The organism is Massilia sp. CF038, assembly GCF_900129765.1.
Lineage (GTDB): Bacteria > Pseudomonadota > Gammaproteobacteria > Burkholderiales > Burkholderiaceae_D > Telluria_A.
The window spans coordinates 87457-112817 of the sequence record NZ_FQWU01000005.1; the positions used below are offsets into that span (position 1 = coordinate 87457).

The 25361-nt window shown below is 61.2% G+C and carries 23 protein-coding genes; 15 read left to right on the forward strand and 8 right to left on the reverse strand.

Features of this window, described 5'->3' with window-relative positions; all coding sequences use genetic code 11:
- Position 1: 1 nt before the first annotated feature.
- A complete protein-coding gene (locus tag BUC24_RS23510) occupies positions 2-784 on the reverse strand; it encodes a hypothetical protein (protein WP_143167634.1) in 783 nt (260 codons plus the stop codon).
- 164 nt (positions 785-948) lie between these two features.
- On the reverse strand, positions 949-2934 hold the full coding sequence (locus BUC24_RS23515; protein WP_073222697.1) for a monovalent cation:proton antiporter family protein: 1986 nt from the start codon (positions 2932-2934) through the stop codon (positions 949-951).
- A gap of 108 nt (positions 2935-3042) precedes the next feature.
- Between BUC24_RS23515 and BUC24_RS23520 the strand changes: the two genes are divergently transcribed.
- The 8 genes from BUC24_RS23520 (at position 3043) to BUC24_RS23555 (ending at position 9855) form a co-directional block, all read left to right on the forward strand.
- On the forward strand, positions 3043-4041 hold the full coding sequence (locus BUC24_RS23520; protein WP_073222699.1) for a KpsF/GutQ family sugar-phosphate isomerase: 999 nt from the start codon (positions 3043-3045) through the stop codon (positions 4039-4041).
- Positions 4041-4571 (forward strand): KdsC family phosphatase, encoded by a 531-nt coding sequence (locus BUC24_RS23525; protein ID WP_073222701.1) that lies wholly within the window; start codon positions 4041-4043, stop codon positions 4569-4571. The genes BUC24_RS23520 and BUC24_RS23525 overlap by 1 nt, the downstream gene beginning before the upstream one ends.
- A 147-nt stretch (positions 4572-4718) precedes the next feature.
- The gene (lptC, locus tag BUC24_RS23530) at positions 4719-5312 is read left to right on the forward strand and encodes an LPS export ABC transporter periplasmic protein LptC (protein ID WP_073222916.1); all 594 of its coding nucleotides are present in this window, start codon (positions 4719-4721) and stop codon (positions 5310-5312) included.
- A 27-nt stretch (positions 5313-5339) separates the two neighbouring features.
- Complete coding sequence (lptA, locus tag BUC24_RS23535; RefSeq protein WP_073222702.1) at positions 5340-5942, forward strand: lipopolysaccharide transport periplasmic protein LptA; 603 nt, start codon at positions 5340-5342, stop codon at positions 5940-5942.
- Entirely contained in the window at positions 5942-6694 is a 753-nt protein-coding gene (gene lptB / locus BUC24_RS23540) for an LPS export ABC transporter ATP-binding protein (protein ID WP_073222704.1), read from the forward strand. Before lptA ends, lptB begins: the two co-directional genes overlap by 1 nt.
- A 1-nt stretch (position 6695) precedes the next feature.
- Complete coding sequence (locus tag BUC24_RS23545) at positions 6696-8171, forward strand: RNA polymerase factor sigma-54 (protein ID WP_073222706.1); 1476 nt, start codon at positions 6696-6698, stop codon at positions 8169-8171.
- A 69-nt stretch (positions 8172-8240) separates the two neighbouring features.
- Positions 8241-8594 carry a ribosome hibernation-promoting factor, HPF/YfiA family gene (hpf, locus tag BUC24_RS23550; RefSeq protein ID WP_073222707.1) on the forward strand — a complete coding sequence of 118 codons (354 nt, stop codon included), beginning with the start codon at positions 8241-8243 and terminating at the stop codon, positions 8592-8594.
- 178 nt (positions 8595-8772) lie between these two features.
- Positions 8773-9855 (forward strand): enoyl-CoA hydratase/isomerase family protein, encoded by a 1083-nt coding sequence (locus BUC24_RS23555; protein WP_073222709.1) that lies wholly within the window; start codon positions 8773-8775, stop codon positions 9853-9855.
- 6 nt (positions 9856-9861) lie between these two features.
- Here BUC24_RS23555 and rapZ read toward each other — a convergent pair whose 3' ends face one another.
- The 5 genes from rapZ to ilvA form a co-directional block, all read right to left on the reverse strand.
- The gene (rapZ, locus tag BUC24_RS23560; RefSeq protein WP_073222918.1) at positions 9862-10725 is read right to left on the reverse strand and encodes an RNase adapter RapZ; all 864 of its coding nucleotides are present in this window, start codon (positions 10723-10725) and stop codon (positions 9862-9864) included.
- 158 nt (positions 10726-10883) lie between these two features.
- Positions 10884-11819 (reverse strand): HPr(Ser) kinase/phosphatase, encoded by a 936-nt coding sequence (gene hprK, locus BUC24_RS23565; RefSeq protein ID WP_018059018.1) that lies wholly within the window; start codon positions 11817-11819, stop codon positions 10884-10886.
- Between the two features lie 9 nt (positions 11820-11828).
- Entirely contained in the window at positions 11829-12311 is a 483-nt protein-coding gene (locus BUC24_RS23570; protein ID WP_073222919.1) for a PTS sugar transporter subunit IIA, read from the reverse strand.
- Positions 12312-12581: 270 nt separating this feature from the next.
- On the reverse strand, positions 12582-13412 hold the full coding sequence (gene queF, locus BUC24_RS23575; protein ID WP_073222711.1) for an NADPH-dependent 7-cyano-7-deazaguanine reductase QueF: 831 nt from the start codon (positions 13410-13412) through the stop codon (positions 12582-12584).
- Between the two features lie 12 nt (positions 13413-13424).
- Positions 13425-14963, reverse strand: coding sequence for a threonine ammonia-lyase, biosynthetic (gene ilvA, locus BUC24_RS23580; protein ID WP_073222713.1), 1539 nt, complete (start codon positions 14961-14963; stop codon positions 13425-13427).
- 201 nt (positions 14964-15164) lie between these two features.
- On the opposite strand from ilvA, the gene BUC24_RS23585 reads away from it, so the two are divergent.
- Positions 15165-15659, forward strand: coding sequence for a YqaA family protein (locus BUC24_RS23585; RefSeq protein ID WP_073222921.1), 495 nt, complete (start codon positions 15165-15167; stop codon positions 15657-15659).
- Positions 15660-15736: 77 nt separating this feature from the next.
- Complete coding sequence (locus tag BUC24_RS23590; RefSeq protein WP_073222714.1) at positions 15737-16204, forward strand: DUF1203 domain-containing protein; 468 nt, start codon at positions 15737-15739, stop codon at positions 16202-16204.
- On the opposite strand, the gene BUC24_RS23595 is transcribed toward BUC24_RS23590, so the two are convergent.
- Positions 16194-18233: a TonB-dependent receptor plug domain-containing protein gene (locus tag BUC24_RS23595; protein ID WP_229448619.1), complete on the reverse strand. Its 2040-nt coding sequence runs from the start codon at positions 18231-18233 to the stop codon at positions 16194-16196. The two genes, BUC24_RS23590 and BUC24_RS23595, sit on opposite strands and share 11 nt — an antisense overlap.
- A 208-nt stretch (positions 18234-18441) precedes the next feature.
- Here BUC24_RS23595 and BUC24_RS23600 point away from each other — a divergent pair, with 208 nt between their 5' ends.
- The 5 genes from BUC24_RS23600 (at position 18442) to BUC24_RS23620 (ending at position 25339) form a co-directional block, all read left to right on the forward strand.
- Complete coding sequence (locus tag BUC24_RS23600) at positions 18442-19503, forward strand: sensor histidine kinase (RefSeq protein WP_229448621.1); 1062 nt, start codon at positions 18442-18444, stop codon at positions 19501-19503.
- Positions 19500-20252: a LytR/AlgR family response regulator transcription factor gene (locus tag BUC24_RS23605; RefSeq protein ID WP_073222720.1), complete on the forward strand. Its 753-nt coding sequence runs from the start codon at positions 19500-19502 to the stop codon at positions 20250-20252. The genes BUC24_RS23600 and BUC24_RS23605 overlap by 4 nt, the downstream gene beginning before the upstream one ends.
- Positions 20253-20493: 241 nt before the next feature.
- Positions 20494-24510, forward strand: a complete 4017-nt coding sequence (locus BUC24_RS23610) for a DUF3683 domain-containing protein (protein WP_073222721.1) — start codon at positions 20494-20496, stop codon at positions 24508-24510.
- The gene (locus tag BUC24_RS23615; RefSeq protein WP_073222723.1) at positions 24507-24923 is read left to right on the forward strand and encodes an HIT family protein; all 417 of its coding nucleotides are present in this window, start codon (positions 24507-24509) and stop codon (positions 24921-24923) included. Before BUC24_RS23610 ends, BUC24_RS23615 begins: the two co-directional genes overlap by 4 nt.
- Complete coding sequence (locus tag BUC24_RS23620) at positions 24923-25339, forward strand: gamma-butyrobetaine hydroxylase family protein (protein ID WP_073222724.1); 417 nt, start codon at positions 24923-24925, stop codon at positions 25337-25339. Before BUC24_RS23615 ends, BUC24_RS23620 begins: the two co-directional genes overlap by 1 nt.
- Positions 25340-25361 lie beyond the last annotated feature (22 nt).

Here is a 25361-nt window from a genome sequence, read left to right on the forward strand (position 1 = left end):
CTTAAATGTCGGGAACGGGGTTCTCGCCGCTGGCCAGCCGATAGCGCTTGCCGTCGAACTTGTAACGTGCGGTGACGGCGATCTTTTTGGTGCTGGGCTCTGGCGCGGCGATGGGCTCCGCCGCTTCCTCTGATGCCTCTTCCTCCTTTGCTGCCAGCTCCGGTGCTGCGCCGCTGAAGTCGATCACCAGGTCCTTGTATTTCGCGCCCTCGGCTGCTGTGTCGAAGCGCCACGTTCCCACAACCGACCAGCACGCGGTTTTCGGTTCGTCGCACGCGCCTTCGTTTTCGGCGTATAGCTTGCTCTGTTCGGGCGTGAGCTCAGGCAGGGCCGGGTCGCTCAAGTCGAACAATGCCAGAAAACCGATGGCGTAGCCTTGCCCCATCCAGCCGTGTTCAATGGCCAGGCCGGGCCGGTCGGTTCCCAGCATGGGCCACTGGACGCCACTGAACTGGCCGTTGGAACCTAGTTGCGCCACATTTTCGTGGCGCCGGATCACGCTCCATCCGCCACCTGCCTGCGCGCGCAGGATGAAGACATTGAGCCGCCCGGGCTCGCCGTGTCCACTCAAGGGGTCGTCGATTTTCGCCTTGCCAATGTCGTCTTCATTTTGCGACGACAGCTGCGCGTTGACGATAAGGACCGCGTCGCCCGAATCGAGCAGCTTGTGTGTCACTGGCGTCACGTAATATACGGACCGCTCGCTGCGATCATCGTAGTCGGACAGCATTGCCAGTCCCACGTTCGCGGCGGACTGGTAACCAGCGCCGAACACGGCCCGCATCAGATCCTGCTGCCGCTGCGATTCTGGCGTCAGCGTACTTTTCGCGCTGGGAGGTTTCGGTGGGCTGGGTGGTGCCGGTGGAGCGGGTTTATCACAGGCGCCGAGCAATACCGCCATCGACACGATGGCGGCACATGTCATTCGATGATTCAAAATCGTGTTTCCTAATTGAGCAAGCGCTTCTCTGCGCGATCAACTGCATCGGCCGAGCCGCGCAGCACCACCACGTCACCCATTTCCAGCTCGGTGCGCGGTGTGACTTCCAGTCTGTCCTTGCCGCGCCGGATGGTGGCCACCTCAGCGCCCACTTCTTGCAGGGCCAAGGCCTCAATGCGCTTGCCGATGGCGCCCGCATCATCGCGCAGGGTCACCGAATGCAGGCGCACATAAGTGTGTTCCGGGTCATCACCCACGTCGCTGGCACCATGGAAGTAGCCGCGTAAGGCAGCGTAGCGCTCGTCGCGCGCGCTTTGCACGCGGTGCACTACGCGCCGCAGGGGCACGCCCATCATCACCAGCGCGTGCGAGGCCAGCATCAAACTGCCCTCGAGCGCTTCAGGCACCACTTCGGCGGCGCCGGCTTTTTTCAGGATATCCAGATCGGTGTCGTCGTGGCTGCGCACAATCACCGGCAAGGTAGGCGCCAGCTCGTGCACCAGGTGCAGCACCTTCATTGCCGACGGCGTATTTGCGTAAGTGATTACGAGCGCACTGGCGCGGTACAGACCAGCCGCGATCAGGCTTTCCTTGCGTCCCGCGTCACCGTAAGACACATTGGCGCCGCCGGCCTGTGCTTCCTGTACCCGCTCGGGATCCAGGTCCAGCGCCTGGTAGGCGATTTTTTCTTCCGACAGCAAGGTGGCCAGGCTTTGCCCGCTGCGCCCAAAACCAGCCACGATCACGTGCTTCTGGCTGGCCATGGTACGGGTTGCGATCTGGGTCAGCTGGAGCGACTGCAGCATCCATTCGTTGGACGAGATCTTCATGACGATCTGGTCCGATTTCTCGATCAGGAAAGGCGCCACCAGCATCGACAGCACCATCGAGGCCAGCACCAGCTGGATGATGAAGGGGTCGATCAGGTTGGCGCCGGCGGTGAGCGTCAGCAGCACGAAGCCGAATTCACCTGCCTGCGCCAGGGCCAGACCGGTACGCATCGAGGTACCGTCCGAGGCGCCAAACAGCTTGGCCAGCAGCGCGATCAGGGCAAACTTGAGCAGCACCGGGCCGCACAGCAGAAGCAGCACCAGCCACCAGTTTGACAGCACCAGAGCGACATTGAGCTTCATGCCGACGGTGATGAAGAACAGCCCAAGCAGCACATCGCGGAAGGGCTTGATGTCTTCTTCCACCTGATGCTTGTACTGGGTTTCGGAGATCAGCATGCCGGCCACGAAGGCGCCCAGCGCCAGCGACAGGCCGGCGCGCTCGGTGATCCAGGCCGCGCCCAGGGTGATCAAGAGCAGGTTGAGCATGAACAGTTCTTGCGAGCGCCGTTTGACGACGATCGTGAACCATTTGCGCATGATCTTCTGGCCGATGAACAGCAGCAGCACCAGCACGAACACGGCCTTCAGGCCAGCGACAGCCAGCGTGGAAGCCAGCTCCTCGGGCGGCTTGCCCAGCGAGGGAATCAGAATCAGCAGCGGCACCACGGCCAGATCCTGGAACAGCAGGATGCCGATGATCTTGCGCCCGTGCGGGCTTTCCAGTTCCAGCCGCTCGGTCAGCATCTTGACCACGATGGCGGTCGAGGACATGGCCAGGGCGCCGCCCAGCGCAAACGCGGCCTGCCAGCTGATGCGGATACTGGGTGGCAGCTGGGTCGACAGAATCCAGCCAAACAGCATGGTGGCCACAATGGTCAGCACGACCTGCGCCAGCCCCAGGCCAAACACGATCCGGCGCATCGCCATCAGCTGGGACAGCGAAAACTCCAGACCGATCGAAAACATCAGGAACACGACCCCAAATTCAGCCAGGGTATCGGTGGTGGCGCTATTGTCGGCCAGGGCCAGGGCATGGGGGCCGATCAGAATGCCGACGGCAAGGTAGCCGAGCATGGGGGGAAGGTGAAGCATACGGAAAGCAACCACGCCCAGCACGGCGCTTCCCAACAGCATGAGAGTCAGTTCAAGTCCAGAATGCATTCTTTGCCATGTGACGAAGGTGAAAATGGTGATTTGTTGCGTCTGGCAAGTTTTTTGCTTTCGCAATTCGTTTATACTCTACACACGAGTGTAACCGATGAAAAAACAATGCTGAAAGCTTTTGACAGAAACATTACCGAGCGTGCCATGGTCATGGCCCGGGAAACGCTGGAAATCGAAGTTGACGCCATGCGCGCCCTGCAAAACCGTCTCGGTGGTGACGACAGTGTCGGGCAGGCGGTCGGCCTGCTGCTGGCCTGTAACGGCCGCGTGGTGGTGTCCGGCATTGGCAAATCGGGCCACATTGCCCGCAAAATTGCCGCCACGCTGGCGTCGACCGGCACCCCGGCCATGTTCGTCCACCCGGCCGAAGCAGCCCACGGCGACCTGGGCATGGTTACCCCGCAAGATGCATTTATTGCAATTTCCAATTCCGGCGAGACAGCCGAACTGATGTCCATCCTGCCGATCGTCAAGCGTATGGGCGCGCCGCTGATCGCCATGACTGGCAACCCCAAATCCAGTCTGGCGCTGCTGGCCGACGTGCACCTGGACGTCTCGGTGGCCAAGGAAGCCTGCCCCATGAACCTGGCGCCAACGGCCAGCACCACCGTCACGCTGGCGCTGGGCGACGCCCTGGCCGTGGCCCTGCTGGATGCGCGTGGCTTCAAGGAAGACGATTTCGCCCGTTCCCACCCGGGCGGCGCCCTGGGCCGGCGTCTGCTGACCCACGTCAGGGACGTGATGCGCAGCGGCGACGCGGTGCCCAAGGTTACGGCGGATGTGGCGCTGGCCACGGCGCTGCTGGAAATTACACAGAAGGGCATGGGCATGACCGCCATTGTCGATGCCGACAACCGCCCGATCGGCGTGTTCACCGATGGCGACTTGCGGCGCCTGATCGAAAAGGTGCAGGACTTCACCAAGATCACCATTCGCGACGTGATGCACAGTGACCCGCGCCGGGTCCACCCGGAGCAGCTGGCCGTGGACGCCGTCCACGTCATGGAAGAATTCCGTATCAATCAGATGCTGGTGGTCGATGCCGACGACCGTCTGGTCGGCGCGCTGCATATCCACGACCTGACCCGCGCCAAGGTGATCTGATGCGAGAACTCGACCACATGCGCCGCGCCGCCAACGTCAAGGTCATGATTTTCGACGTCGACGGTGTGCTCACCGACGGCAGCCTGACTTACAGCGCCGATGGCGAAGCCACCAAGACATTCAATGTGCTCGACGGCCTGGGCATCCAGCTGCTGCAAAAAAGCGGCGTGGCCACGGCCATCATCAGCGCCCGCAATTCGCCCATCGTGGTGCGGCGCGCGGCCGACCTGGGCATCATGCACGTGCATCAGGGCATACACGACAAACGGATCGCCTTTGCCAAGCTGCTGGACGCGACCGGCGTCACGGCCGAGCAGTGCGGCTACATCGGCGATGATGTGATTGACTTGCCGCTGCTGCTGCAAGTGGGCTTTGCCGTGACCGTGCCAACCGGGCATCCGGAAGTGCAGCACCGCGCGCATTACGTTACGCGTGCCGGTGGCGGGCGCGGCGCCGTGCGCGAAGTGTGCGACATGGTCATGCGCGCGCAAGGCACGTACGAAGCGGCGCTGGCGCCGTATTTCGCATGACGATCCGCCACTACATCGCGCTCGGGCGTGATCGCATGAACCCCGTCGCCCTCGCGCAGGCGGGGGCCTATGCCACGTGTACGAATCCGGTAACGTGGGATGGGCCCCCGCCTTCGCGAGGGCGATGTGCTTTTGGCGGAGGCAGCCGTGCATAAGCGGACCGCCCATCGCTGGCGCCTGCTCATCACCATGATGGCAGCGGTGTTTTTTGCCGCCGGCAGCTTCTGGCTGCTGCAGCTGATGCTGCGCGACGATAATGAAACCCGCTCCGCCGCCAATCGCGACGAACCCGATTACATCATCGACAAATTCAGTTTCGTGCGCATGTCGCCGCAGGGCGAACCGCACTACCTGTTTTACGGCGACAAGCTGACCCACTTGCCGCTGAACGACGCGTCCGACGTCATCAAGCCGATTTTCAAAACCATCGTGCCGGGCAAGCCCACCATGACAGTCACCTCGCAAACGGCGCGCATGTTCCATGGCGAGAACAAGGTCGACCTGCTTGGCAAGGTTGAGATCCAGCGGCCGGAGTCGCCCACCACGCGCTTCTTGCGGATCAATTCCGAGGCCTTGACGGTGTACCCGGACGAAGACCGCATGGAGTCCGACCAGCGCGTCTCGATGGTGCTGGGCACGGCCACCGTAACCGGCATCGGCATGCAAGCCAATAACGCAACCGGGCAGATCGATTTCCGTTCCAAGGGACAGCTGGTCGTCCCACCCAAAGCGGCGCGCTAGGCGCCACTCATCACAGGTACTAAAAATATGAAGAAAATTTTCGCATGTGCGCTCATCAGTCTGGCCGCGTTCAACGCCCAGGCCGAAAAGGCCGACGCCGGCAAGCAGGCCGTCATTGAATATGACAGCCTGCACGTGGACGACGTCACCCAGATCACCACCCTGACCGGCAACGTCATCGTCACCAAGGGCACGCTGATTCTCAAGTCGGACAAGGCGGTCATCAAGCAAAGCCCGGAAGACGACATGCAGGTCACGCTGACCACCAATGGCGCCCGGCCAGCCACCTTCCGCCAAAAGCGCGACGGCGGTCCGAACCTGTGGGTGGAAGGCGAGGCGCAGCGGATCGAATACGATGAACGCACCGCGGTGGTCAAGCTGTTCACAAACGCGCGCATCCGCCAGCTGGAAGGCGAGCGCCTGACCGATGAGATTCAGAGCGAGTTCATTACCTACGACAGCATCCGCGAAGTGTTCGCCGCCCGCAATGACGCCAGCGGCGTCACCAAGCCGGGCGCTACCCGCGGCAAAATGATCATCGCGCCACGCAAGCCAAAACCGGCACCGGCCGCAGCGCCTGCCACGCCGCCGGCTGCGCCAGTGACGCCAGCGCCAACGGGAACGCAATAATGGATACACGTTGCGGTAGCACCCTGATCGTTCGCGGTCTGCAGAAAAGCTATGGCAAGAAACTGGTCGTGCGCGATGTGTCGCTGCAGGTCGAATGCGGCGAAGTGGTCGGCCTGCTCGGTCCCAATGGCGCCGGCAAAACCACCTCGTTCTACATGATTGTTGGTTTGGTGCCGTCGGATGCCGGTTCCATTGATATCAGTGGCGTCGATATTTCGCGCATGCCGATTCACCGTCGCGCCACCATGGGCTTGTCGTACCTGCCGCAGGAAGCGTCGGTGTTTCGCCGCCTGACGGTGGAAGAAAACATCCGCGCCGTGCTGGAACTGCAGCGCACCGACGGCAAGGCCCTGACCAAGGCCGAAATCAACGAGCGCCTCGATACCTTGCTGGCCGATCTGCAGATTGAAAAGCTGCGCGAGAGCGCCGCCATGTCGCTCTCGGGCGGTGAGCGGCGCCGGGTGGAAATCGCGCGTGCGCTGGCCACCAATCCGCGCTTTGTGCTGCTGGACGAACCGTTTGCCGGGGTCGACCCGATTGCCGTGATCGAGATCCAGCGCATTGTGCGCTTCCTGAAAGAGCGCGGCATCGGCGTTCTGATCACCGACCACAATGTGCGCGAAACGCTGGGCATCTGCGACCGCGCCTACATCATCAACCAGGGCGCGGTGCTGGCCTCGGGTCGTCCGGACGACATCATTGCAGACGAATCGGTACGCCGCGTTTATCTGGGTGAACACTTCCGCATGTAAGATGAAACAGTCACTTCAACTTCGCACTTCCCAGCACCTTGCGCTTACCCCGCAGCTGCAGCAGTCGATTCGTCTGCTGCAGTTGTCCACGCTCGAACTGCACCAGGAGCTCGAGCAGCTCCTGACTGACAACCCGCTTCTGGAACGGCTCGATGATCCGCTCGACCACTCGGTGCGGCTGCTGGCCGATGGCGCCATCAGCGCCACCAGCGCGCCGGCCGAAGCGCCGCCGGAACCCGGCGCGCAGGATGCGCCGGCGCCAGCCGAAGCCGAAGGTGGCGAAAGCGCCGAGATGGATGCGCCGGCCGGCAGCGAGACCGACAGCGAGTGGGGCGAGCTTGGACGCTCGAAAGGCTCGTCCGACGACGAGGATTCGCGTCCGCAACTGGAAGCCAGCGCCACCACCTTGCGCGAGCACCTGATGGAGCAGATGCGCGTGACCGTGCTCGAAGCGCGCGACCGCGCCCTGGTTGAATTGATTGTCGACGCGCTCGACGACAACGGCTATATGACCGAAACGCTGGAAGAGATCCACGAGCGCCTGCCGCCCGAATTGGAAATCGATCTCGACGAACTGAAGACCGCCTTGTCGCTGCTGCAAAGCTTCGACCCGGTGGGTGTGGGCGCACGCTGTGCCTCCGAATGCCTGGCGCTGCAGATTCGCGGCATGAAGTCGATCCCGATGGTCACACGCAGAATGGCGCTGGCGATCGTTGAAAATCACCTGACCTGGTTTGCTCAGCGCGAATTCAACAAGCTGAAAAAAGCGCTCGACTGCGACGATGAAGACCTGCGCGAGGCGCAGTCCGTGATCCGCAACTGCAACCCGCATCCGGGTGCGGTGTTCGCGTCCGACGTGTCCGACTACGTGGTCCCGGATGTCATCGTGCGCAAGTCCAAGAATGGCTGGTCGGTGTCGCTCAACAATGACGTCATGCCGCGCCTGCGCGTGAACAGCATGTACGCCAGCCTGCTCAAGCAGGGCAAAGGCGAAGGCCAGATGGGCGCGCAACTGCAGGAAGCGAAGTGGCTGATCAAGAACATGCGCCAGCGTTTCGACACCATCCTGCGTGTGTCGGAGGCTATTGTTGAGCGCCAGCGCAATTTCTTCTCGCACGGCGCGGTTGCCATGCGTCCCCTTGTTTTGCGCGAAATAGCTGATACACTTGGTCTACACGAGAGCACTATTTCTCGTGTAACAACTCAAAAATACATGCTTACCCCCCACGGCATGTTTGAGTTGAAATACTTTTTCGGTAGCCACGTCGCCACCGAAGCGGGGGGAGAAGCAAGTTCCACGGCGATCCGTGCGCTCATCGTGCAATTGACAGGAGCAGAAGACCCTAAAAATCCATTATCCGATAGTAAGATTGCGGACATGCTGGGGGAACAGGGTATGGTCATCGCTCGCCGCACCGTTGCAAAGTACCGCGAAGCACTCAAAATCCCGCCCGTCAGCCTCAGAAAATGTCTGTAAATCGCAGTATTTACGCTGTTCCTCTGCACTTGTGCACGAACAGAAAGTGACATCATCAAAGGAGTGTGTATGAATCTCACAATTAGCGGACATCATCTCGAAGTGACCCCAGCCATCCGTGAATACGTACAAACCAAGCTTGAGCGAGTAAAACGCCATTTCGATCATGTGATCGACATCGCCGTCATCCTGACCGTAGATAATCTGACTGAAAAAGAAAAACGCCAAAAGGCTGAGATCAACTTGCGCCTGTCGGGCAAAACGGTGTACGTGGAAAGCCTGTCGCACGACCTCTATGCCGCGATTGATTGTCTGATCGACAAACTTGACCGCCAGGTTATGAAGTACAAAAACAAGGTCCAGGACCATAACCACCAGGCCATCAAGCACATGCCTGAAGAAGAAAACCCCGCCGCTGCGTAAGCTGGCCAGGTTGACTTGAAGCGAGGGCGCCCGAGGGCGCCCTTTTTGCATTCACATCGCCCTCGGCGGCCCACTTGGCGGGGGGGCCATTCCACCTTGAACAACTTCGGTGACGTGCTATAGGCCCCCGCCTGCGCGAGGGCGACGTAGAATATGGCTTTTTCTTCACTACCTGACCATGAGCGAATTCGTCAAGACCCGCGTTGCCAACCGCACCGGCATCATTACCCTCGACCGACCCAAGGCCCTCAACTCGCTGTCGCTTGCCATGGTGCGCGACCTGACGGCCGTACTGCAAGCCTGGCGCGATGACGCCAGTATAGATGCCGTGGTCCTTGGCAGCAGCAGCGAAAAGGCATTGTGCGCCGGTGGCGACATCCGCTTCTTCCACGAAGTCGGCCACGCCACGCCGATGGGCGGCAGCGCGCTGCTGGAAGACTTTTTCACCGAAGAATACGCCCTCAATCACCTGATCCACTTTTACCCCAAGCCCTACGTGGCGCTGATGGACGGCGTGGTGATGGGCGGCGGCATGGGCATCGCCCAGGGTGGCCCCGATTGCGGCATCCGCATCGTGACTGACAAGACCAAGATGGCCATGCCCGAGGTGAACATCGGCTTGTTCCCGGATGTGGGCGGCAGCCACTTTCTGTCACACGCACCTGGGCAGCTGGGGAACTACCTGGGCCTGACCGGTCTGACCGTGGGCGCAGCCGATGCGCTGTACGTCGGCCTGGCCGACCTGTTCGTGCCACAGGCGCAGATGGCTGCGCTGGCCGCGCTGATCGAAACCACGCCGGGCGCGCAGCTGCGTAGTGCAATCGATGCCTTTGCCGCTTCGTTCAAGGGCGGCGCCGGTGACAGCGTGCTGCAAGCGCAGCGCGATCGGATCGACCGGCACTTTGGCGCCGGCAGTGTGCCCGCCATCATGGCGTCGCTGGAAGGGGACGATGATGCATTCGCGCAGAAGGCGCTTGCCGCGATGCGCCAGCGCTCACCACTGATGATGTGCGTGACGCACGAACTGCTCAAGCGCGGTGCCGCGCTCGACGTGGCCGATTGTCTGCGCATGGAACGCACCATGGTGCGGCACAACTTTGAACATGGTGAAGTGCTGGAAGGCGTGCGCGCGCTGGTGATCGACAAGGACAACGCGCCGCAGTGGAATCCCGCCACGCTGGAGCAGGTCACAGCGGAAATGGTGGAGCGCTTCTTTACACCCGTGTGGCCGGCAGCGGCGCATCCGCTGCGCCACCTGTAAAACTGGTCAGGACTGCTCGCGGTGGCGCAATACCACGCGCTCCGTCGGACTGAAGTAGGCAGCCAGCCGCTCGGCCATGTACACCGAACGATGCTGGCCACCGGTACAGCCCAGCGCCACCGTCAGGTAGCTGCGGTTGTCCGTCTTGAATGAAGGCAGCCACTTTTCGATGAAGGCGCGAATGTCTTCCAGCAGCTCGGCCGCGCTGGGCTGACCGTCGAGGAAGGCGATCACCGGTGCATCCATGCCGGTGAGCGGGCGCAGCGTCAGGTCGTAATACGGATTGGGCAGGGCACGCACGTCGAACACAAAATCGGCGTCGAGCGGCACGCCCAGCTTGAACGCGAAGGACTCGAAGAACAAGGTGATCGGGGCGCGCTCGATCTCCACCAGCTCCTTGATCCAGGCACGCAGCTTGTTGGCGGACAGGTCGGAAGTATCAATCACATGGCCCAGCTGTTCGATGGCCGACAGGCGCTCGCGCTCTTCCAGAATGCATTCGATCAGGGTGCGGCGCGAAGCAGGATTTTCATCAGGACGCAGCTGGTGCGACAGCGGATGGCTGCGCCGCGTTTCGGAAAAGCGCGCCACCAGCGAGTGTGTATTCGAGGTCAGGAACATGATTTTGATGTCATGTCCTTCGTCTTTGAGCGTACGGATATTGGCCGGCAGCTCCACTAGCGACTGCGCGCTGCGGGCATCGACTGCGACCGCCAGTGTCTGAGTCCCGTCTGCGATCAGCGCGCTGACCAGGCTGGGGAGCAGTGCCGGCGGCAGATTGTCGACGCAGTAGTAGCCGGCGTCTTCCAGAACGTTGAGAGCGACCGATTTACCGGAGCCCGAAATACCTGTGATGAGTACGATGCGCATGACAAAGATCATACCGCATGCGAAGGGAGTTTGCTAAAGAGCCCCAACCAACATCGCCCTCGCGAAGGCGGGGGCCCATACCACCTGTGCTTAGCGAGAAATTCAACTTCGGATACATGGAATAGGCCCCCGCCTGCGCGAGGGCGATGTGTGGTGACTCAGTCGCCGCTCATGGCCTGGCGCTGGCGTTCCATGAATTCCTGCAGCGTATCGATACCGCGCAATTGCAAGATGGTGTTGCGCACCGCGGCTTCCAGCAGTACCGCGATGTTGCGGCCAGCCGCCACGGGAATCACAACCTTGCGTACCGGCAGACCGAGCACATCTTCGGTCGGGAACAGGAAGGGCAAACGCTCGACCTCTTCTTCCAGCGCACTGCGGCGCACCAGATGCACAATCAGTTTCAGGCGCATTTTACGGCGCACGGCCGTTTCGCCAAAAATCGCCTTGATGTCAAGCAGCCCCAGGCCGCGCACTTCCAGCAGATTTTGCAGCAGTGGCGGGCAGCGCCCTTCAATCATGTTCGGCGCAATACGCGAAAATTCGACCGCGTCATCGGCCACCAGGCCGTGACTGCGTGAAATCAATTCCAGGCCGAGCTCGCTCTTGCCCAGGCCCGAGTCGCCCGTAATCAGCACGCCCACACCCAGCACGTCCATGAACACGCCGTGCATGATGATGCGCTGCGCCAGTTTTTTGGACAGGTAGACGCGCAGGAAGTCGATCACTTGCGCGGCCGGCAGCGGCGTGGAAAACAGGGGAATATTCTGCTCGTCGCAGATGGCAAGAATGTCGGGTGGCGTGTCCAGGCCCTGCGCAATGATCAGCGCCGGCGGGCCGCCTGCGATCAACTCGCCAATGACGTGGCTGCGCGAACCGCTTTTGAGGCGGTGATAATAGGTCAGTTCCTGATGCCCGAACACCTGGATGCGGCCGGGGTGAATCAAGTTCAAGTGGCCAACCTGGTCCGCAGCCGAGGCCACGTCGCCCGAGATCAGGCGCTCGCCACCCGGAAAGCCGGCGAACCAGCCCAACTGCAAACTTTCGCGGTTGTCGTCGTACAGGCGTTGGATGGTCAGCGGGGTTTGCAGCATGAAGGTAGTTTAACCCAGTGCCTGCAGGCTTGGTTGCCAGCTGGTAATGCGCTGGTGTACCGATTTCGGATCCGGGTCGGTGGCCAGCGCCGTGCGGAAGGCGTCGTCCGAGAACATTTCAGCAATTTCCGACAGAATTTCAAGGTGCTGCTGGGTGACGTGGTCGGGAATCAGCAGGAAGAACAGCAGGTTGACGGGTTGACCATCGGGCGACTCGAAAGGAATCGCTTCAGCCAGCCGCACAAACGCGCCCAGCGGAGACTTGAGACTCTTGCTGCCCTTGATGCGGCCATGCGGGACGGCAACGCCATGCCCGAGGCCGGTTGAGCCGAGGCGCTCGCGCGCGAACAGATTATCGGAAACGGTCGAGCGGGCGATGCCGCAGTTGTTCTCGAAAATCAGGCCGGCCTGCTCGAATGCGCGCTTCTTGCTGGACACTTCGAGATCGAGCAGTACATTCTCGAGCGATAAGATTTTGCTGAGGTTCGTCATAAGGTACATCGTATGGTGCAACGCACAATAGGTGCTTGCGAGCCAGAATTATAGGCTTGTTTTACAGCCCTGACATCCGAATTCGTCCATGAACAGTATCCTCCCCGCATTGATCTTCCGCAAGAGGAATGGCGAATTGCACAACAGCGAAGAAACGGAACGTTTTCTCGCTGTTGTTTTATTGTAAATCAATCGGCCGTCTATCCCAACATATTCCCGTGCGGTAAGCCAGTCAACTGACAAGCGCGCGGGCTTTAAGCTGCATCAATCTTACTGGCGGGCAGTGCGCAAGTTCTTTGGCGGGCCGCTGGAGAAATTGCTGCGCCAGGGGTTGATGTCCAGTCCACCACGCCGTGTATAACGGGCGTACACCGCCAACTTTTGCGGTGCGCACTGGCGCAGGATGTCGACGAAGATGCGTTCCACGCATTGCTCGTGGAATTCGTTATGCTCGCGGAAGCCGATCAGGTAGCGCAGCAGGCCTTCCTGGTCGATCTGGGGTCCCACATACTTGATTTGCACGCTGGCCCAGTCCGGCTGCCCGGTCACCAGGCAATTCGACTTGAGCAGGTGCGAGACCAGCGTCTCTTCCACCGGCGCCTCACCAGTGGTTGCACGCAACAGCTCGGGCGATGGGGAATAGTGGTCGACGTCGATGTCGAGCCGGTCCAGCAGCATGCCGTCGAGCTCACCCATCTTGATTTTTTCGAAGCCATCGGGCTGGGTCAGAACGATCTGCACGGGCGCACCAAAGCCGTTTGACAGGTCTTCGCGCAGCAATGCCAGCAAGGCTTCCTCGTTGGCCAGACGGGTCTGATTGAAGGAATTCAGATACAGCTTGAACGACTTCGACTCGATAATGTTGGGCGAGTCGGCCGGCGCCGAAATGGTGGCGATGGCCACCTGCGGTTTGCCGCGCATGTTCAGCCACGACAATTCATACGCGTTCCAGATATCCACGCCAAAGAAGGGCAGGGTGCCGCTCAGCTTGAGTTCGTCGCGCTTTTGCTGACGTGGGATGGGGAACAGCAAGTCCGGCGCGTACTGGGTCTGGTACGCGGAGGTCTTGCCCAGCGGTGAAAGGTCTGCGGTATTGGTCATGCTTTTCTACGGTTAATTACCCAGGAACAGTTTGTATACCGGGTTGGCGCTCTCGTCCCAGTGACGATAGCCGAGGGTGGTCAGGAATTGGCGGAACTCGTCCATTTCGCCAGCCGGTACTTGCAGACCGACCAGAATGCGGCCCACATCGCCACCCTGGTTGCGATAGTGGAACAGCGAAATATTCCAGTTCGGCGCCATGCTGGCCAGGAAACGCATCAGCGCGCCTGGCCGCTCGGGGAATTCAAAACGATACAGCAGCTCGTCCTGGGCCAGCGCGCTTTTGCCGCCCACCAAATGGCGGATGTGCAGCTTGGCCAGCTCGTCATGGGTCAGGTCGAGCGTTTTGAAGTCATTTTCTTCAAAGGTGCGGGCCAGCACGCTTGATTCGCCGCGGCTGGCAATCTGAACGCCAACAAACACATGCGCGTTGTTGGCATCGCTGACGCGGTAATTGAATTCGGTAACATTGCGCGGGCCGACCAGTTCGCAGAAGCGCTTGAACATGCCGCGCTTTTCGGGAATGGTGACGGCAAACACGGCTTCGCGCGACTCGCCCAGCTCGGCGCGTTCGGCCACAAAGCGCAGGCGGTCGAAGTTCATGTTGGCGCCGCAGGCAACCGAGATCAGCGTTTCATTGCGGATCGGGTTTTTGCTCAGCGCGGCGCGTTCGATATAGGCCTTGGCACCAGCCACTGCCAGGGCGCCCGAGGGCTCCAGAATGCTGCGCGTGTCCTGGAATACATCCTTGATGGCGGCGCAAATCGCATCGGTATCGACGATGATAATCTCGTCGACCACTTCCTTGGCGACGCGGAAGGTTTCCTGTCCGACCAGACGCACCGCGGTACCGTCTGCAAACAAGCCCACGTCAGCCAGCGTGACGCGTTCGCCCGCCTTGATCGAGCGCGCCATCGCGTCCGAATCGAGCGACTGCACCCCAATGATTTTGATGTCCGGGCGAATTGCTTTGACGTAGGAACCAATACCACTGATCAGGCCGCCGCCGCCAATGGCCACGAAAATCGCGTGGATCGGGCCGGAATGCTGGCGCAGAATTTCCATGCCGATGGTGCCCTGGCCGGCGATCACGTCCGGGTCGTCAAACGGGTGCACGAAGGCGAGCTTCTGTTCCTTTTCCAGCGTCAGCGCATGGTTGTAGGCGTCCGTGTAGGACTCGCCGTGGAGAATGACTTCCACATTGGCGCCACCGAAGGACTTGACCGCGTCCACCTTCACGCTGGGCGTGGTGGTGGGCATCACGATCACGGCGCGGCAGCCCAGCTTGGCTGCGGACATGGCCACGCCCTGGGCATGGTTGCCGGCCGAGGCGCAGATCACGCCACGCTTGAGCTGAGCCACGGGCAGGTTGGCCATCTTGTTGTAGGCGCCACGAATCTTGAAACTGAATACATCCTGTACATCTTCGCGCTTGAAATAAATGCGGTTGTCGAAGCGCTTTGACAGTTGCGGCGCCAGCTCCAGCGGCGTTTCGGAAGCGACGTCATACACGCGCGCGGTCAGTATTTTTTTCAGGTAGTCGATAGTCATAGTCTGCAAACAAGTGATTCTTGGGCCGGAAATTTCCGGAACGCGATTCTGGTTGACGCTGGACTGGCTGGTCGGCTGTTGACCGAGACGTGCAGTGCGGCAGGCGGCCCGGGGTAACGAGCTCGGCCTATCGTGTCGATGCAATGGATTTTCCTCATTATAATGGGCCGCGCCACTTGTCACCTTTCTACCCGCTCGCTGATGATCGAATCCGCCGTTCTCTGGCTCCTGAAACTGCTTTCCGCGCCTGCGGTGGGGCTCAGCTCGGTCTTTGTGATTGCCTTTGTCTCGGCCACCCTGGTGCCGCTGGGATCGGAACCGGCGGTGTTTGCCGTGGTCAAGGCCAATCCGGCCATGTTCTGGCCGGCCGTGCTGGTGGCAACCTGCGGCAATACGCTGGGTGGCGTGCTCGATTACTTCATCGGCTATCGCGCCAAGGTGGCGTTTGCCAAGGAGCGCCAGAGCCGCTGGTTTGCCTGGCTCGCGCGCTACGGCGCCAAGACCATGCTGCTGTCGTGGGTGCCCGGGATTGGCGACCCGCTGTGCACCCTGGGCGGCTGGTTGCATCTGCCGTTTTGGCCCAGTGTCGGCTACATGGCAATTGGCAAGTTCGGCCGCTACCTGACCATGACGGCGGCGCTGCTGTACATTCCGGACGGCTTCTGGCGCAGTCTGGCGAACATGCTGGGCGGCTGATTCGGAAGCAAGAACCGTAACGACATCGCGCAAGCGGCAGGCCACACTGGCTACCTGTTCAGCCATCAGGAGCCAACATGCCGAACATTATTCCCATTCGCGAGACCTTTCTCGCCCAAGTTCGCAGCGAGGGTATCGACGACCTCGGGCAGCCAGTCGAGCGCTTGATTGCCAAAGGCGGCGAGCCTTGTCGCGACGCGTTTCGGCGCGCACGCCCCGGCGAAGCATTGATACTGGCCAGCTACTGTCCGTTTGACCGGGTAAGCCCGTACCGCGAGTACGGCCCCGTGTTTGTGCTGGCCGCGCCAGAAGCTGTGCCCCTGCCTGCCGGTCTGCCCGTGGAGGGAGAGCATCCCTATCTTGGCGCCAGCTTTGTCTTGCGCGCCTACTCGGATGAGGAGCGCATTGTCGATGCCGTGCTTACGACGCCGGACGAGGCGAACGCCCAGCTCGAACGCCTGCTCGCGCAGCATGCGCCAGCATTCGTACTGGCGCGCTTTCCCGCCTATGGCTGCTATGCGCTAAGGATCGAGCCTAGAGTTTGACTTCGATCGCCAGTCGGACCAGCGTGCGTGAGTCGCTGACGCTGCGGCGTGCGTTATCGGAGTACTGTTCGTTGTACAGGCGGTCCTGATGCAGCGCATTGGTCACCATGAGCCGGCATTGCGAGCTTCCGTTCATCTTCCATACCGCGGCCATGTCCAGATTGCGTTCGGGCCCACGGTAAGTGCGCAGTTGCGGTGTGACTTGCACCGCGCCGTCGAAACGGGCATTCAGGTTGGCGCTGAGCGTCCATGCAGGATCGGCGCGCCAGTCGACGCCGATATTGAGCGTGGCCCGAGTCTGATCGGCCAGCCGGTTATCCGGTCCGGGAATCGCATCGACAGCCGACCAGTTACGCGCCGCGTTGGCACGCAGGTCCAGGCTGGCGGCGAGTGGGAGTTTAGTCTCCAGTTCAATGCCGCTTGCGCGCGCGCGCCCATTGTTGAACGGGGTCGAAATCCAGCCGCGTTCGTCCAGGTACAGATTTTGTACCGTCACGTCGTCGATGCGGCGCGTGTAGGCGGCGATACTGACCATGCCGTTTTTGCCGAAATAATGTTCATAACCGGTCTCCAGTCCCCATGCAAGCTCTGGGCGCAGGTCCGGATTGCCGCGCGAATCAGGATTGGTCGGGCTGTTGCCATTGTTGGTGGTGTAGCGGCGCGGTACCAACTGACGTGAAGTGGGCGCCTTGTAAGTGCGCGACAGGGCAAGGCGTACCTGATCGCGTTCCGTCTCGGGCAGTTTCCATAGCAGTTGAAGAATGGGACTTGGTACACTGGCGTGCACGCCGGTGGCCGGCTGGGTGCGGCCGATAATATCAGTGCGCAGGGCTTCCCAGCGCAAGCCCAGGTAAGCCTGCAGGCGTGGTGTGACGGCCCATTCGTCCTGAGCGAACAGCGCCAGGCGCCCCACGGTAGCTCGGTAATTTTCATCGAGCACGCCGAGCGGGACTCCCTCGGCCGTGTTGTCGTTTTGCAGGCGCTGCTCGGTGCGCTGCGTACGGCCACCGTCCCAGCCGATGCCCAGACTGTGGCCCTGGCCGAGCTGGGCCAGATATTTACCGCTCAGGGTCACGCTGTTATCAATGGCGTCGGAGTCGACCGCGCGCACCAGCGTGGACGCGCCAAACCCCCTGAATACGTACGCATTCTCACGCTTGTTGCGGTTCACGCCGGCCTTGACCAGCAGCTTGGCCCCTTCCTCCATCTGATGCGTCCAGGTTACGTTGCTGCGCATAGTCGCGATTGTCGAATGGATAGCGAAGTTGTTTTCGGGGTAGCTGGTCGGGGCGCCGGCAATCAGCGATTCATTCGCGCTGCCCAGGGCGTCGTCGCGCGAGCGTTCCAACTGGGTTTGCCAGGCCAGGCTGTCGCCCTTGTCCAGCTTCCAGCTCAGGTTGGGTGTCAGGCCGAAGCGCGTGATTGTCCGCGCACCAAGGTCGCGCGTGACGCGCCGGTCTGGCGTTGCGCCGCTGCCGGTGTCGTCGATCCAGGCGGCATAGTCGGTCACGGTGCGCGACAGGTCCGTTCCCAGTGACCAGGCCATGGCGCCATATTGGTCGGCCAGCCGCAGGGACGCGGCCGGGTCGCCCTGGCCCGGGCGCAGGCCGGTGGTCGCACTCGCATCGCGCTGCGCGGCGCCGCCCGCCTTTTTCAGAATGATATTGATGGTCCCGGCAATGGCCTGGGTGCCAAATTCGGCTGACGCCGTGCGCAGTATGTCGATGCGGTCGACCAGCGCAGGGGCGATGCTGTCGATGGAAAATCCGGCTGGTACTGGTTCGCCGTTCACCAGAATCAGCGTGTAGCCGGCGCCAAGACCGCGCATGCTGACCGTGCCATTCGATACCGACACACCACTCTGGCGCCGCAGCACCCCCGACAGATTGTTATCGCCATAGCGGGAAATCTCGCTGCGCGAGACTGATAGCTTGCCATTGACGTCATCGCGGCGGGTGTCGGCGCTGCCGCTCACTTCCACTGTCGGTATCGGCGCCTCGGGTGGGGCGGCGTTGGCAAGTGAGGACAATAAAATGGCGGGTAGGGTAAGACTGGCATGGCGGATCATGTGGGGCGGTCGCATTGAAGGTGTTACGCACTCGGCGCGGAATATGATTTTGGCGTGCCGGCGCATGCCGCCGGGGACCCGTGTGACGAATCCCCGAAATCCGGTGACGGCTATCCGGAAGGCCGTAAAAAGGGTGCTTCTGCGCTGGTATACTGGCACCCCGATGAACATGAAAAATATCAGAGGCGCCTTGCGTCCCGTCGTTGTGGTTGTCCTGGTCTGGACTTTATTGTGTGCCATTGGCGCACTGGGCAACTACGCCGACTATGTCAAGCGCGGCGAACCGATGACCTATGGCGCTATGCTCTGGTTGTGGTGGCGCGAGCACTTGCTGCTGATGGTGTTCAGCTGTGCGATTTATGCGTGGCTGTCGCGCCGACCAGCTTTGCTGGGTCAATGGCGTGCGCTGGCGCTGGTGTATGCAGTCTTGGTAATGCTGTTCGTGCCGCTCGAAATCAAGTATTCGAGCGTGCTGGCTGGCCAGCCCATCGCCGCCACGTCCGGCTTTGAATGGTTCCTTGAATTTGCCTGGACCACGTTTACGTTTGTTGCGGTGGTGGGCGTCTGCATTGCACGCGACACTCGGGCGCGCGAAAAAGCCTGGCAACGCGCGCACACCGAAAATCTGGGACTGCGTCTGGAACTGGAACAGCAGCGTATTTTGGCCTTGCGTGGCCAGCTCAATCCCCATTTTCTGTTCAACGCGCTCAATGCCATCAGCTCCCTGGTGCGTTCCAGCGACGGCAAGCTGGCGCTTGTGGGCATCAGCCACCTTAGCGATTTGCTGCGCTATGCCTTGCAGGCCAGCGAGCGCAATCACGTCAGCCTGGCCGATGAATGCCGCTTTGTAGACGACTACCTGGCACTTCAAACCCTGCGCTACGGCGGACGATTACAGATCGGTATCGACGGTGCTGGCGCAGCCGGTCAGATTCCCCCGTTGCTGTTGCAGCCGCTGATTGAAAACGCGCTGCGCCACGATCTGGACTGCCACGACCGGCCCAGCGATATTCGCCTGGCCTTTGGCGGCGACGACGAGCGCCTGACGATCCACGTGTCCAACCCGGTGCTTGCAGACAGCGTCGCAAACCCGGGACTGGGGCTGGGTTTGCGCCATTCGCGCGCGCGCCTGCAGCTGGCCTATGGCGATGCGGCGACGCTGACGGCCGGCATCGAAGAAGGCCGTTTTGCGGTTGACATCAGCATGCCGCGCTACGCCCTGGCCGCATGACGATCCGCGCGCTGATCGTCGACGACGAGGAGCCGGGCCGGGTCAACCTGCGCTGCGCACTGGCCGAGCATGCCGGGTGGCTTGTGGTGGCCGAATGCGCCAGCGCCAGCGCCGCGCGCGAGGCGCTGGCCGCGCAGGAGGTGGACGTGATCTTCCTGGACATCCAGATGCCCGGTGAATCCGGTATGGCTCTGGCGGCCACGCTGGCGAAATCGCCGAATCCGCCGCTGATCATTTTTGTGACGGCGCACAGCAGCTTTGGGGTGGACGCGTTTGAAGTGCATGCGCTCGACTATCTGCTCAAGCCGATCAACGATGCGCGCCTGGCCGATGCGGTCACGCGCGCCGCAGCAATGCTCGATCAGCGTCAGCGCGCCGCTTATGGCCAGGCCATACGTGCTTACGTGGCCGACGAGGGCCAGTATCTGCGGCAGCTGAGCGTCAAGTCAGTGGGCCGGGTCGATTGTGTGCAGCTGGCCGACGTGCAGTGGATCGAAGCGTGTGGCAATTATGTACAGCTGCACCTGGGGCCGCGCCGCCTAATGCACCGCGCGCCGATCGGCAAGCTGGCACAGCGCCTGGACCCGGAGGCCTTCATGCAGGTGCATCGTGGGGCGATTGTGCGCGTAGAGCAATTTTCAAGTTTGGAAGTCGTGGCGGACGGCAGTTACCGGCTCAACCTGCGCTGCGGCGCCACGGTGCCGGTCAGCGAGCGGTACATTGATCAGTTGCGTGCGCGTATCGATTGAGTGCTTGATGCCGAGCGATAGGTAACGCATTTGTTTGCCATACGGCTATATTGTCGATTTAACGGTCGATCCATGCTTGATATTTTTTAAATTAATTCGGTTAAAGCTGCTTTTCACCAATTATTCCGCATTGAATTTCCGCGTCAGCGCTGCGTCGAAACCAGCCGTTCCCCAGCGTGGTGCACCGCAATACGCTAGAATGATCTTCCTTAGGGTCAGTCAAAACGGTCGAAACGCATACATGAACGCCCCCGCACAAATCACCGCCTTGCTCGCGGAAACACCAAACGGCCACGCGCCAACCCGCCTGCGAGAAATCCCGTACAACTACACCTCGTTCTCGGACCGCGAAATCGTGATCCGTCTGCTCGGTGAAGAATCGTGGACCTTGCTCGACCAGTTGCGCGGCGCGCGCCAGACCGGCCGCTCGGCGCGCATGCTGTACGAGGTGCTGGGCGATATCTGGGTGGTGCGCCGCAACCCGTACCTGCAAGACGACATGCTGGACAACCCGAAACGGCGCCAGGAACTGATCGATGCGTTGCACCACCGTCTGGCGGAAGTCGACAAGCGCCGTCTGACGGTGGACGCTTCCGAAGAAGACGACGAAGCCCGCACACGCAGCGCCAGCGTCGAAAAGCTGCTCAAGGCGGCCAGCCAGGCCGTGGAAGATTTTGGCGCCGAATTCCGCGCCACCTACGACCTGCGCAAGCGCGCCACCAAGGTGTTGGGCCGCTATACCGAAAAACACAATATCTGCTTCGACGGCATGAAGCGCGTCGCCCACGTGACCGACGCCACCGACTGGCGCGTCGAATACCCGTTCGTGGTGCTGACCCCGGACACCGAAGACGAAATGGCCGGCCTGGTGAAGGGCTGTATCGAACTGGGTCTGACCATCATTCCGCGCGGCGGCGGCACTGGCTATACGGGCGGCGCGATTCCGCTCACGCCAATGTCCGCGGTCATCAACACTGAAAAACTGATCGACCTGGGCCCGGTCGAAATGACCATGCTGCCCGGCGTGGATCGCGAATACGCCACCATCTATTCCGGCGCAGGCGTCGTCACCAAGCGCGTGTCCGATGCCGCGGACAAGGCCGGCTTCGTGTTCGCTGTCGACCCGACGTCGGCCGAGGCGTCCTGCATCGGCGGTAATATCGCCATGAATGCGGGCGGTAAAAAGGCCGTGTTGTGGGGCACCGCGCTCGACAACCTGGCATCGTGGAAAATGGTCGACCCGAATGGCGACTGGCTCGAAGTGACCCGTCTCGAACACAACCTGTCCAAGATTCACGACGCGCCGGTTGCCAAGTTCAAGCTCGAATGGACGCATCCCAACGCCCGAGGCGAGTCGAAAGGCGCGCCGTTCAAGACCGAATTCCTCGAAATTGCTGGCCGTCGCTTCCGCAAGGAAGGGCTGGGCAAGGACGTGACCGACAAGTTCCTTGCCGGTTTGCCGGGCATTCAAAAAGAGGGTTGTGATGGCTTGATCACATCCGCGCGCTGGATTCTGCACAAGCTGCCGGCCTACGCGCGCACGGTGTGCCTGGAGTTCTTCGGCCAGGCTCGCGATGCGATTCCATCGATCGTGGAAATCAAGGATTATCTGGACGGCTTGCCGGCCAAGGGTGGCCCTGCTTTTGCCACCATTCGCCTGGCCGGTCTGGAGCACCTCGACGAGCGCTATCTGCGCGCGGTCGGCTATGCCACCAAATCCAAACGCGGCGTACTACCCAAGATGGCGCTGTTCGGCGACATCGTCGGTGACGACGAAAACGCCGTCGCCCAGGCAGCGTCGGAAGTGGTGCGCATTGCGAACACCCGCGTGGGTGAAGGCTTCGTTGCCGTCAGCGCGGAAGCGCGCAAGAAGTTCTGGCTGGACCGGGCCCGCACTGCTGCCATCGCCAAGCACACCAACGCCTTCAAGATCAACGAAGACGTCGTTATTCCCCTCAACCGCATGGACGAGTACACCGATGGCATCGAGCGCATCAACATCGAACTGTCGATTAAAAACAAGCTGCAGCTGGCCGACGACCTGATTGCCTTCTTCGACGCCGGCCATCTCCCGGTTGGCAAGAGCGACGACGCTTCCGGCGAAGCGATCGGTTCCGAAGAAATGCTGGGCGACCGTGTGCCGCAGGCACTGGACGTTTTGAATGGTGCCCGCGCGCGCTGGACCTACCTGCTGGCCAACCTGGACCGCCGTCTCGACGAGGTGCGCGAAACGCTGTACGGGCTTGGCATGGAACGCCTTGCCGTGGTGTTTGATGCGCGCCTGGCCCAGCAGCCTGATGCGACTTTGTTCGACGTGGTGCAGGACCGCACCGTGCGCGTATCGTGGAAGCAGGAGATTCGCGCTCAGATGCGCCAGATCTTCAATGGCGCCGCCTTCAAGCTGATTCTCGACGAGTGCACGGCGCGCCATCAGCGCATTTTGCGCTCACGCGTCTTTGTGGCGCTGCACATGCACGCCGGTGACGGCAATGTGCACACCAACCTGCCGGTCAATTCCGACGACTACGCCATGCTGCAGGACGCCCACGTGGCCGTCGGCCGCATCATGAAGCTGGCGCGTTCGCTGGACGGCGTAATTTCGGGTGAGCACGGCATCGGCATCACCAAGCTGGAATTTTTGACCGAAGAAGAAATAGGCGATTTCCGCGACTACAAGCTGCGTATCGATCCGGAAGGGCGCTTCAACAAAGGCAAGCTGCTCAACCTGCCGGAGTTTGGCGCCGACCTGCGCAATGCCTACACGCCGTCCTTCGGCCTGATGGGTCACGAATCGCTGATCATGCAGCAAAGCGATATCGGCGAAATCGCCAACAGCGTCAAGGATTGCCTGCGCTGCGGTAAATGCAAACCGGTGTGCACCACCCACGTGCCGCGCGCGAATCTGCTGTATTCGCCGCGTGACAAGATCCTCGCCACGTCGTCCCTGATCGAAGCCTTCCTGTACGAAGAGCAGACCCGGCGCGGCGTATCGATCAAGCACTGGGAAGAATTCGAGGACGTGGCCGACCACTGCACGGTATGCCACAAGTGCGTGACGCCTTGCCCGGTCAATATCGACTTTGGCGACGTGTCGATGAACATGCGTAATCTGCTGCGCAAAATGGACAAGAAGAGCTTCAACCCGACCACCGCGGCCGGCATGTTCTTCCTGAATGCGACCGACCCGACCACCATCAACGCCACCCGCAAGGTGATGATCGACTGGTCGTACAAGGCCCAGCGTCTGGGTAACCGCGTGCTGCGCAAGTTCGCCAAAAAGCAGACCAAGGCACCACCGCCGACCACTGGCAAGCCGCCTGTGCGCGAGCAGGTGATCCACTTCATCAACAAGAAGATGCCGGGTAACCTGCCCAAGAAGACGGCGCGCGCGCTGCTCGATATTGAAGACGACAAGATCATCCCGATCATCCGCAATCCGAAGGTGACCAACGCCGACACCGAAGCGGTGTTCTACTTCCCGGGCTGCGGCTCGGAGCGGCTGTTCTCGCAAGTGGGCCTGGCTACCCAGGCCATGCTGTGGGAAGTGGGCGTGCAGACCGTGCTGCCGCCGGGTTACCTGTGCTGCGGCTATCCGCAGCGCGGCGCCGGCCAGTACGACAAGGCCGACAAGATGATGACCGATAACCGCGTGCTGTTCCACCGCATGGCCAACACGCTCAATTACCTCGACATCAAGACCGTGCTGGTCTCGTGCGGCACCTGCTACGACCAGCTGGCCACCTACGAATTCGACAAGATCTTCCCTGGCTGCCGCATCATGGACATCCACGAATATCTGCTCGAAAAAGACGTCAAGCTGCAAGGAGTGAATGGTACCCGCTACATGTACCACGAGCCTTGCCACAATCCGATGAAGCTGCAGGATTCGGTCAAGACCGTCAATGCGCTGGTGTCCACGGTGGACAACGTCAAGATTGAAAAGAATGACCGCTGCTGCGGCGAGTCGGGCACCTTTGGCGTGTCGCGCCCTGACATTGCCACGCAAGTGCGCTACCGCAAGGAAGGCGAGATGGTCAAAGGCGCCGACAAGCTGCGCGAAGACGGGTTTGACGGTGACGTGAAGATCCTCACCAGCTGCCCATCCTGCCTGCAGGGCCTGTCGCGCTACAACGACGACTCGGGCACCACCGCCGACTACATCGTCGTCGAAATCGCCAAGCACCTGCTGGGCGAGAACTGGCTGCCGGAGTATGTGGCGCGGGCCAACGCGGGCGGTATCGAGAGGGTCCTGGTATGACCTGCGAACTGTGCAATCTGGCGGTACCGCCGATTTACCGCGACGACAAGCTGTCCGTGATCATGGTGGACGACCCGGCCTATCCGGGTTTCTGCCGCGTGATCTGGAACGAGCACGTGAAGGAGATGAGCGACCTGTCGCCTGCCGACCGCATGGTGCTCAACGACGCCGTCTGGCATGTGGAGCTGGCGCTGCGCGAGGTACTCAAGCCGGGCAAGGTTAACGTGGCCAGCCTGGGTAACGTGGTACCGCACCTGCACTGGCACGTGATTCCGCGCTTTGCGGACGACGCGCACTTTCCCAACCCCGTGTGGACCACTGCGGTGCGCACGACCGAAGAACCAATCCTGGCAGCGCGCCGCGCGCTGCTGCCGAAACTGGCGGCCGACATCGTGCGGCGCCTGGGTAAATAATGAATCCGACTGCACTGACCGTTCACCAGAAATCCCGCGTTCTCGACATCGCCTTCGATGACGGAAAATCGTTCTCCATCCCGTTTGAACTGCTGCGGGTGTATTCGCCGTCGGCGGAAGTAAAGGGGCACGGGCAGGGACAGGAAGTGCTGCAGCTGGGGAAGCGTGAGGTGGGTATCAGTGGGGTGGAACCGGTTGGCAATTACGCGATTCAGCCGACTTTCACTGATGGGCACAATACCGGTTTGTTCTCGTGGGATTATCTGTACAAGCTGGGCAACGAGCAGGACGCCTTGTGGCAAGACTACATGGCGCGCCTGCATGCAGCCGGTTTTGAAGGCGACAGCGGGCGCGAACCTGGCGCCGTGCGCCCAGGCGTGCCAACAGCAGCCAAAGGCTGCGGCCACAAACATTAGCCCCATCGCCCTCGCGAAGGCG

Excerpts from the sequence above, each read along its gene's own strand:
- lptB (WP_073222704.1), top strand. The coding sequence starts at position 5,942 with ATGGATACACGTTGCGGTAGCACCCTGATCGTTCGCGGTCTGCAGAAA.
- lptA (WP_073222702.1), top strand. The coding sequence starts at position 5,340 with ATGAAGAAAATTTTCGCATGTGCGCTCATCAGTCTGGCCGCGTTCAAC.
- hprK (WP_018059018.1), bottom strand. The coding sequence starts at position 11,819 with ATGCTGCAAACCCCGCTGACCATCCAACGCCTGTACGACGACAACCGC.
- BUC24_RS23590 (WP_073222714.1), top strand. The coding sequence starts at position 15,737 with ATGCCGAACATTATTCCCATTCGCGAGACCTTTCTCGCCCAAGTTCGC.
- BUC24_RS23510 (WP_143167634.1), bottom strand. The coding sequence starts at position 784 with ATGCGGGCCGTGTTCGGCGCTGGTTACCAGTCCGCCGCGAACGTGGGA.
- BUC24_RS23610 (WP_073222721.1), top strand. The coding sequence starts at position 20,494 with ATGAACGCCCCCGCACAAATCACCGCCTTGCTCGCGGAAACACCAAAC.
- BUC24_RS23525 (WP_073222701.1), top strand. The coding sequence starts at position 4,041 with ATGCGAGAACTCGACCACATGCGCCGCGCCGCCAACGTCAAGGTCATG.
- queF (WP_073222711.1), bottom strand. The coding sequence starts at position 13,412 with ATGACCAATACCGCAGACCTTTCACCGCTGGGCAAGACCTCCGCGTAC.
- BUC24_RS23600 (WP_229448621.1), top strand. The coding sequence starts at position 18,442 with ATGAAAAATATCAGAGGCGCCTTGCGTCCCGTCGTTGTGGTTGTCCTG.
- ilvA (WP_073222713.1), bottom strand. The coding sequence starts at position 14,963 with ATGACTATCGACTACCTGAAAAAAATACTGACCGCGCGCGTGTATGAC.
- BUC24_RS23515 (WP_073222697.1), bottom strand. The coding sequence starts at position 2,934 with ATGCATTCTGGACTTGAACTGACTCTCATGCTGTTGGGAAGCGCCGTG.
- BUC24_RS23620 (WP_073222724.1), top strand. The coding sequence starts at position 24,923 with ATGAATCCGACTGCACTGACCGTTCACCAGAAATCCCGCGTTCTCGAC.
- BUC24_RS23555 (WP_073222709.1), top strand. The coding sequence starts at position 8,773 with ATGAGCGAATTCGTCAAGACCCGCGTTGCCAACCGCACCGGCATCATT.
- BUC24_RS23545 (WP_073222706.1), top strand. The coding sequence starts at position 6,696 with ATGAAACAGTCACTTCAACTTCGCACTTCCCAGCACCTTGCGCTTACC.
- hpf (WP_073222707.1), top strand. The coding sequence starts at position 8,241 with ATGAATCTCACAATTAGCGGACATCATCTCGAAGTGACCCCAGCCATC.
- BUC24_RS23520 (WP_073222699.1), top strand. The coding sequence starts at position 3,043 with ATGCTGAAAGCTTTTGACAGAAACATTACCGAGCGTGCCATGGTCATG.
- BUC24_RS23570 (WP_073222919.1), bottom strand. The coding sequence starts at position 12,311 with ATGACGAACCTCAGCAAAATCTTATCGCTCGAGAATGTACTGCTCGAT.
- BUC24_RS23615 (WP_073222723.1), top strand. The coding sequence starts at position 24,507 with ATGACCTGCGAACTGTGCAATCTGGCGGTACCGCCGATTTACCGCGAC.
- BUC24_RS23605 (WP_073222720.1), top strand. The coding sequence starts at position 19,500 with ATGACGATCCGCGCGCTGATCGTCGACGACGAGGAGCCGGGCCGGGTC.
- BUC24_RS23585 (WP_073222921.1), top strand. The coding sequence starts at position 15,165 with ATGATCGAATCCGCCGTTCTCTGGCTCCTGAAACTGCTTTCCGCGCCT.
- rapZ (WP_073222918.1), bottom strand. The coding sequence starts at position 10,725 with ATGCGCATCGTACTCATCACAGGTATTTCGGGCTCCGGTAAATCGGTC.